This is a genomic window from Pseudonocardia sp. (assembly GCF_035305885.1).
Taxonomy (GTDB): domain Bacteria; phylum Actinomycetota; class Actinomycetes; order Mycobacteriales; family Pseudonocardiaceae; genus Pseudonocardia.
Genome location: NZ_DATGOP010000105.1, coordinates 21675 through 27674, shown reverse-complemented (window position 1 = coordinate 27674; position 6000 = coordinate 21675). Strand labels below are relative to the sequence as shown.

General features: G+C 74.0%; 5 protein-coding genes and 2 tRNA genes. 2 read left to right on the top strand and 5 right to left on the bottom strand.

The window, feature by feature from the left end; all coding sequences use genetic code 11:
* The 3 genes from VKZ81_RS22120 to leuC form a co-directional block, all read right to left on the bottom strand.
* A partial coding sequence (locus VKZ81_RS22120) for an HU family DNA-binding protein (protein WP_324243552.1) occupies positions 1 to 420 on the bottom strand: 420 nt, incomplete at its 3' end.
* 47 nt (positions 421 to 467) lie between these two features.
* Positions 468 to 1055, bottom strand: a complete 588-nt coding sequence (gene leuD, locus VKZ81_RS22115; protein WP_324243551.1) for a 3-isopropylmalate dehydratase small subunit — start codon at positions 1053 to 1055, stop codon at positions 468 to 470.
* A complete protein-coding gene (leuC, locus tag VKZ81_RS22110; protein WP_324243550.1) occupies positions 1055 to 2467 on the bottom strand; it encodes a 3-isopropylmalate dehydratase large subunit in 1413 nt (470 codons plus the stop codon). The genes leuD and leuC overlap by 1 nt, the downstream gene beginning before the upstream one ends.
* A 53-nt stretch (positions 2468 to 2520) precedes the next feature.
* Between leuC and VKZ81_RS22105 the strand changes: the two genes are divergently transcribed.
* Positions 2521 to 3222 carry an IclR family transcriptional regulator gene (locus VKZ81_RS22105; protein ID WP_324243549.1) on the top strand — a complete coding sequence of 234 codons (702 nt, stop codon included), beginning with the start codon at positions 2521 to 2523 and terminating at the stop codon, positions 3220 to 3222.
* A 158-nt stretch (positions 3223 to 3380) separates the two neighbouring features.
* Positions 3381 to 5231 (top strand): Hsp70 family protein, encoded by a 1851-nt coding sequence (locus VKZ81_RS22100; RefSeq protein WP_324243548.1) that lies wholly within the window; start codon positions 3381 to 3383, stop codon positions 5229 to 5231.
* 563 nt (positions 5232 to 5794) lie between these two features.
* Here the strand turns inward: VKZ81_RS22100 and VKZ81_RS22095 are convergent.
* Both VKZ81_RS22095 and VKZ81_RS22090 read right to left on the bottom strand, forming a co-directional pair.
* A tRNA-Glu gene (locus VKZ81_RS22095) sits at positions 5795 to 5867 on the bottom strand.
* A gap of 50 nt (positions 5868 to 5917) precedes the next feature.
* Positions 5918 to 5989: transfer RNA gene (locus VKZ81_RS22090), tRNA-Gln, on the bottom strand.
* Positions 5990 to 6000: the final 11 nt, after the last annotated feature.

Here is a 6000-nt window from a genome sequence, read left to right as displayed (position 1 = left end):
GTCCTTCTTGTCGGCGTCCTTCTTGTCGGCCTTCTTCCCGGCCTTCTTGGCGCGGCCCTTCCCGTTCACGCCCTCGTCCGCGGGCGCGCCGACCTCGGCGGCGGCGGTCGGCGCCGGCGCGGATGCGCCGTCGGCGGCCGCCGGGCCGTTCCCCCGCACCGCAGCCCGGAACCCGGCGCCGGGCCGGAAGACGGGCACCGTGGTGGCGGGCACGGCCACCGGCTCCCCCGTGCGCGGGTTGCGGGTGGTGCGGGCGGCGCGGGCGCGGCCCTCGAAGACCCCGAAGCCGGTGAGCGACACCGCCTCGCCGGAGCGGACCGTCTCGACGATCGTGTCCAGCAGCCCGTCGACGGCTGCCGCTGCGGTACGCCGATCCCCGATGCGCTCGGCGAGCGCGTCCACGAGCTGGGATTTGTTCATGGCAGAACGGTAGACCGCGCGGGGCGCGCCGCCGCCTCCGCCCGCGCTCAGATGGTGGTCGGCAACCGCTTCGGACGGGAGGCCTCGAACGCGGCGATCGCGTCGGCGTGCCGCAGCGTGAGCCCGATGTCGTCGAGGCCTTCCAGCAGCCGCCAGCGGGTGTAGTCGTCGATCTGGAACGGCACGGTCAGATCGCGCGCCTGGACCGTCTTCTCCTCCAGGTCGACGGTGACCTCGGTGCCCGGCTCGTTCTCCAGCAGCTTCCACAGCAGCTCGACGTCGGGCTGGGCGACCTGCGCCGCGAGCAGCCCCTGCTTGGCCGAGTTGCCGCGGAAGATGTCGGCGAACCGGGACGAGATGACCACGCGGAACCCGTAGTCCATCAGCGCCCAGACCGCGTGCTCACGCGAGGAACCCGTGCCGAAGTCGGGGCCGGCGACCAGCACGGACCCGCGGGAGTACGGCTCCTGGTTGAGGATGAAGTCCTCCTGGGCCCGCCACGCGGAGAACAGCCCGTCCTGGAACCCGGTGCGCGTGACCCGCTTGAGGTAGACGGCCGGGATGATCTGGTCGGTGTCGACGTTCGAGCGGCGCAGCGGCACGCCGATGCCGGTGTGGGTGCGGAACGGTTCCATCAGTTCAGATCCTCCGGGCTCGACAGGGTGCCGCGGACCGCGGTCGCGGCGGCCACCAGCGGCGACACCAGGTGCGTGCGGCCGCCCTTGCCCTGGCGGCCCTCGAAGTTGCGGTTGGAGGTGGACGCGCTGCGCTCGCCCGGCGCGAGCTGGTCGGGGTTCATGCCCAGGCACATCGAGCAGCCGGCCGAGCGCCACTCGGCGCCCGCCGCCTTGAACACCTCGTCGAGGCCCTCGGCCTCGGCCTGCGCCCGCACCCGCATCGACCCGGGCACGACCAGCATCCGCACGCCGTCGGCCACCTTGCGGCCCTTGATGACGTCGGCCGCCGCCCGGAGGTCCTCGATGCGGCCGTTGGTGCAGGAACCGACGAACACCGTGTCGACCCGGATGTCGCGCAGCGGCGTGCCGGGCTCCAGCCCCATGTAGGCCAGCGCCTTCTCGGCGGCGATGCGCTCGTTCTCGTCGGCGATCCGGGACGGGTCGGGCACCCGCTCGCTCAGCGGGAGGCCCTGCCCGGGGTTGGTGCCCCAGGTGACGAACGGGGTGAGCGCGTCGGCGTCGATGGTCACCTCGGCGTCGAAGACCGCGTCGTCGTCGGTGCGCAGCTCACGCCACGCCGCCACGGCCTCATCCCAGTCGGCGCCCTTCGGCGCCCGGTCGCGGCCCTTCAGGTACTCGAACGTGGTGTCGTCCGGCGCGATCATGCCGGCGCGGGCGCCCGCCTCGATCGACATGTTGCAGATCGTCATCCGGGCTTCCATCGAGAGGTTCTCGATGACGTTGCCCCGGTACTCCAGCACGTAGCCCTGGCCACCGCCGGTGCCGATCTGGGCGATGATCGCGAGGATCACGTCCTTGCTCGTGACGCCCGGGCGGAGCTTGCCGTCCTTGGAGTTCACGTTGATGGCCATCGTCTTGAACCGCTTGAGCGGCAGCGTCTGCGTGGCCAGCACGTGCTCCACCTCGGACGTGCCGATGCCGAACGCCATGGCCCCGAACGCGCCGTGCGTGGAGGTGTGGCTGTCGCCGCAGACGACGGTCAGCCCCGGCTGGGTGAGGCCCAGCTGCGGGCCGACGACGTGCACGATGCCCTGCTCGGCGTGGTTCATGGGGTAGAGCGGAACCCCGAACTCCGCGCAGTTCTTGCGCAGCGTCTCGACCTGCGTGCGCGAGACCGGGTCGGCGATCGGGAGGTTCGTGTCGACCGTCGGGACGTTGTGGTCCTCGGTGGCCACGGTCAGATCGGGCCTGCGCACCTTGCGCCCGGCGAGCCGCAGCCCGTCGAACGCCTGCGGGCTGGTGACCTCGTGCACCAGGTGCAGGTCGATGTAGAGGAGGTCGGGTTCCTCCCCCTCTCCCTTGCGGACCAGGTGCTGGTCCCAGACCTTCTCGGCCAGCGTGCGTCCCACGGCGGCAGCCTCCTCGCTGGACGTCTCACATTTCGGGAAGTTAGTATCGGCTCGTGAGACAGCATAGCGGCATCGGTGTGCTCGACAAGGCCGTGGGGGTACTGCGGGCCACCGCGGCCGAGCCGTGTGGCCTCGCCGAACTGTGCGAGCGCACCGGGCTGCCCCGGGCCACCGCTCACCGGCTCGCCGTCGGGCTGGAGGTCCACGGGCTGCTGCACCGCGGCGCGGACGGCCGGTGGCGGCCGGGTCCGGCGCTCGCGGAGCTGGCCGCCGGGGGCGTCGACCCGCTGCTGGAAGCAGCCGGTGCCGTGCTGCCCCGGCTGCGCGACATCACCGGGGAGAGCGTGCAGCTCTACCGCCGCGACGGCATGTACCGCATCTGCATCGCCGCCGCCGAGCCCGCGAGCGGCCTGCGCGACACCGTGCCGGTGGGCACGCGCCTGCCGATGACGGCCGGTTCGGGCGCGAAGGTGCTGGCGGCGTGGGCCGAGCCCGCCGTCCAGCGGGCGATCCTCGCCGAGGCCACGTTCAGCGACCGCGTGCTGGTCGACGTGCGCAGGCGGGGCTGGGCGCAGAGCGTGGCGGAGCGGGAGTCCGGCGTGGCGAGCGTCTCGGCGCCGGTGCGCGACGGCACCGGCCAGGTGATCGCGGCGGTGTCGGTGTCGGGCCCGGTCGACCGCATCGGCCGGCGACCCGGCGTCCGGTGGGCGGCCGACCTGCTCGCCGCGGCCGAGGCGCTGCAGCACCGGCTCTGATCCAGCGCCGCCGACCGTTCACCGCTTCGGGTGGCTCCGTCACCTCCCGCGAGTACCGATGGCGCGACCTGCCCGGCCATCATCCGCCCGGGCCGCTAACGTGATCTCCGATCTGCCCGATGGGCACAGAGAGTCGCCGCTGGTGAAAACGGGGGACGATGAGCTACCTGCTCGGTATCGATCTGGGTACCACGCGGACCGCGGCCGCGATCGGCAGGCGGGACGCCCGCCCGGGCGAGACCGAGATCGTCAACCTCGGCGACCGTTCCAGTGCCGTCCCCTCCGTCCTCTACCTCGGTGACGACGGCAGCGTCGTGGTCGGGGAGGCCGCCGAGCGCCGCGCGCTGAGCTCGCCCGACCACGTGGTCCGCGAGTTCAAGCGCCGCATCGGCGACCCCACGCCGATGATCGTCGGCGGCCGCCCGTGGGCGCCGGAGGACCTGTCGGCCCGGCTCGTCCGCTGGGTGGTCGACCGGGTCGCGCAGCGGGAGGCCGCGCCCGCGGCCCGGATCGCGGTGACGCTTCCCGCCTCGTGGGGTCCGCACAAGACCGAGCGGCTCGGCGGCGCGCTCGCCGCGCAGGGCCTGCAGGTGTCCTACCTGGCCGAGCCGCAGGCCGCGGCGCTGCACTACGCGTCGGCCGAGCGCGTCGAGCCCGGCTCGACGATCGCCGTCTACGACTTCGGCGGCGGCACGTTCGACGCGGCCGTGGTGCACAAGGACGGGCACGCGTTCAAGCTGCTCGGCCGGCCGGAGGGCGTCGAGCGGCTCGGCGGGATCGACTTCGACGAGGTCGTGTTCCAGCACGTGGTCGCCGGGATGCCGGATGCGTTCGAGGGGCTGGACGAGACCGACCCGGCGGTGCTGTCGGCGATCGCCGCGATCCGCCGCGAGTGCGTGGAGGCCAAGGAGGCGCTGAGCAGCGACACCGAGGTGTCGATCCCGGTGCTGACGCCGGCGGCACAGGGCTCGGTGCGGATGCACCGCAGCGAGTTCGAGGCGGCGATCCGCCCGCAGGTCGAGGAGACGGTGGACGCGCTGCAGCGCGCGGTGGCGTCGGCGGGCCTGGCGCCGCAGCAGCTGTCGGCGGTGCTGCTGGTCGGTGGCTCGTCGCGGATCCCGCTGGTCGGCCAGCTGGTGTCGGAGCTGCTCGGCCGCCCGGTGAGCGTGGACGCCGACCCGAAGAACGCGATCGCGATGGGCGCGGTGCTGTCGCTGCAGCCGACGCCGTCCACGACCGGGCCGCGGCCGCGGGTCCCGGCGCCGCGGGCGGGCGGTTCGGCGCGCTTCCCGATCGCGGCCGCCGCGGGCGCGCCACCGGTCGGCGGGGGTGGCCCGCAGGGCCCGTTCGGGCCGCCGGGGCCACCCAACGGGTACGGGCCGCCGGGCCCGATGGGCGGGCCGACGAGCTCGAGCGTCCCGCCGTACGCGCCGCCCCCACCGCCTCCGCCGCGCCCGCCCGTGTCACCTCCGCCGCGCCCCGCGACCCCCGCCTACAACGCCGACTTCGACCCCGGCTACAGCGCCGATCCCGCCGACGAGCCGCCCGTGGACCCGCAGTACGACTACCCGCCGGAGCCCGGCGGCAAGTCGCCGTCGTTCCTGGTGACCCTCGGCGCGGTGGCCGCGGCGGCCGCCGTGGTGCTGGCGGTGTTCCTCTGGCCGCGCCCCGACCTGGAGCCGGCGAACGCCTCGACCCCGCGCATCCCGGCGACGGTGGAGCGGACGTCGGAGCCCGCCGCCCCGGAGCCGACGCCCACGGAGGAGGAACCGGAACCGGTGGAGCCGTCGCGCCCGCCGCGCCCGGCTCCACCGCCCCCGGCGCCGGACACCTCGCAGCCCCCGGTGACGACGACCGAACCGCCGCCGGTGACGACGACCCCGCCGCCGCCGGACACCACCGAACCGACCACACCGCCGCCGACGACCCCCGACGAGACCCCGGACCCGGGCGACGATGGTGGCGGTGGCGGGGGCGCCACGCTGACGCCCGACGTGGTCCCGCAGTAGGCCGCCGACGGCGCTGCCCATCGAGCGGGGCCCCGCGGGACCTGTCGTCGGCAGCGCGCTTCGGGCGAGCCGTCGCGGCCTCGGCCGGCGGCGTTCCCATCGAGCGGCGCCTCGCTCGGGCGCCGTCGGCGACGCACCTCACGCGAGACACCGGTGAACCGGCCGACGGCGCCGCGCACGGTTCGGGGCCGTCCCAGGGCGACTTCACCAGCGGTGGGTGTGCCTCCCGCACCGCCGGCGCGGTGTGAAGTGCGCTCAGGGTCGGTGAAGTCGGTCACCGATATTGCCAGCGGTCCTCTCGGCGGCCCCGCAGCGCGGATCCCGCGGGCTACGCCGGCAGCCCGCCTCGGATCGCCCGCGCGAGCGAAGCGACACGCGCGGCGGGTGACCACGACCGAATGCCGGCCACCCCCACCCAACGCAACAGATCCCACGCAAGGCGACCGAGGTGGGGGGTCCGGGGGGCGAAGCCCCCTCGGGCCGGGGCCTGGGGGCTGCGCCCCCAGAACAAAAAGCGAAGCGAGGCGGCCTGCGCTCTCCGCAGGCACACCTCGCCTCTCGCGTAGCCCCGACGGGATTTGAACCCGCGCTACCGCCTTGAGAGGGCGGCGTCCTAGGCCGCTAGACGACGGGGCCTTGGGAATTGCTCCGATTGAGTTTATCAGACCGCTTCTGGAGCGTTTCCGCTGGGGTACCAGGACTCGAACCTAGACTAACTGAACCAGAATCAGTCGTGCTGCCAATTACACCATACCCCAGTGCTGGCGGG